This window comes from Streptomyces sp. CBMA123, assembly GCF_014596465.1.
GTDB lineage: Bacteria > Actinomycetota > Actinomycetes > Streptomycetales > Streptomycetaceae > Kitasatospora.
The window spans coordinates 1-1347 of sequence record NZ_MECK01000485.1; the positions used below are offsets into that span (position 1 = coordinate 1).

Sequence of the window (1347 nt, forward strand, 5' to 3'; positions counted from 1 at the left end):
TCTTGGGTTCTAGGAGTCGTTGCAACACCCCAGTTCAGGGGATGCATTGGACTTCGAGATCCGCAAGGACCGGACAGCTCAGGGGCCTGTGAGGTTGAGCCGGGAACGGGCGGCATACTCCCGGCTCATGCAGCAGGGCTACAGCAACCCCGAGGCTTGCCGGGCCGTGGGCATCGATCCGCGGACCGGCCGCAAGTGGCGCAACGGCCGCAGTGCCGACGGTCGGCAGAAGGCGGCACCACCGATTCACGCGGTGGTGCCGCCTTCCGGCGCATCCAGGTACCTGCGCGAGGACGAGCGGATCCACATCGCCGACCGGCTGCGGGAGAAGGCCACGATGCGGGCGATCGCCGCCGAGCTGGGCCGCAGTCCGTCCACCGTCAGCCGGGAGATCCGCCGCAACCGCACCGATGGCACTCGCGGCCAGTGGCACTACCGCCCGCACGCCGCCCAGGCCCGCGCCGACGCCCGCCGGCCCCGCCCCAAGCCCCGAAAGATCCCCTCGAATCCGCAGCTGCGGGAGGCGGTCCAGGTGATGCTGGACGAGCGGTGGAGCCCGGAGCAGATATGCCACGCTCTGCGGGCACAGTTCCCCGACCGGCCGGAGATGCACGTGGTCCACGAAACCGTCTACCAGGCGCTCTACGTCCAAGGGCGGGGCGAGTTGCGACGCGAGCTGGCCGGCGCCCTGCGCAGCGGCCGGGCTCGCCGTGTCCCGCACCGCCAGGCCAACTGCCGCAGGCCGCGCTTCATCGACCCGATGGTGATGATCAGCGAACGCCCCGCCGAGGCCGAGGACCGCGCGGTTCCCGGCCACTGGGAAGGCGATCTGATCATCGGCAAGGACGGAGCCTCCGCCATCGGCACCCTGGTCGAACGCGCCACCCGCTACGTGACACTCCTGCACCTGCCCCACGGCCGCACCGCCGAGCAGGTCCGCGACGCCCTCGTGGAAACCGTCCAGACCCTGCCCGTCGAGCTCAAACGCTCCCTGGCCTGGGACCAGGGCGCCGAGATGGCCGCCCACCGCTCGTTCACCGTTGCCACCGGCGTCCCGGTCTACTTCTGCGACCCGGCCAGCCCCTGGCAGCGCGGCTCGAACGAGAACACCAACGGCCTGCTGCGGCAGTACTTCCCCAAGGGCACCGACCTCTCGGTCCACACCCCGGAGCACCTGGCCGCCGTCGCCGACCAGCTCAACCGCCGCCCACGCAAAACGCTCGGCTGGGAAACCCCAGCCGAGCGCCTGCATAAACTCATCGCGGCCTAGACAACCGACCACGTGTTGCGACGACCACTAGAAACCGCCCGGGATGGGGGCCCTTCGTCGTACCTCAGACTGCCGCC

Annotated in this window: 1 protein-coding gene; it reads left to right on the plus strand. The window is 70.4% G+C overall.

Annotated features, from left to right (window positions below; genetic code table 11):
* The first annotated feature begins 127 nt into the window (after positions 1-127).
* The gene (locus BG452_RS34925; protein WP_188308357.1) at positions 128-1270 is read left to right on the plus strand and encodes an IS30 family transposase; all 1143 of its coding nucleotides are present in this window, start codon (positions 128-130) and stop codon (positions 1268-1270) included.
* The last annotated feature ends 77 nt before the right edge of the window (positions 1271-1347 follow it).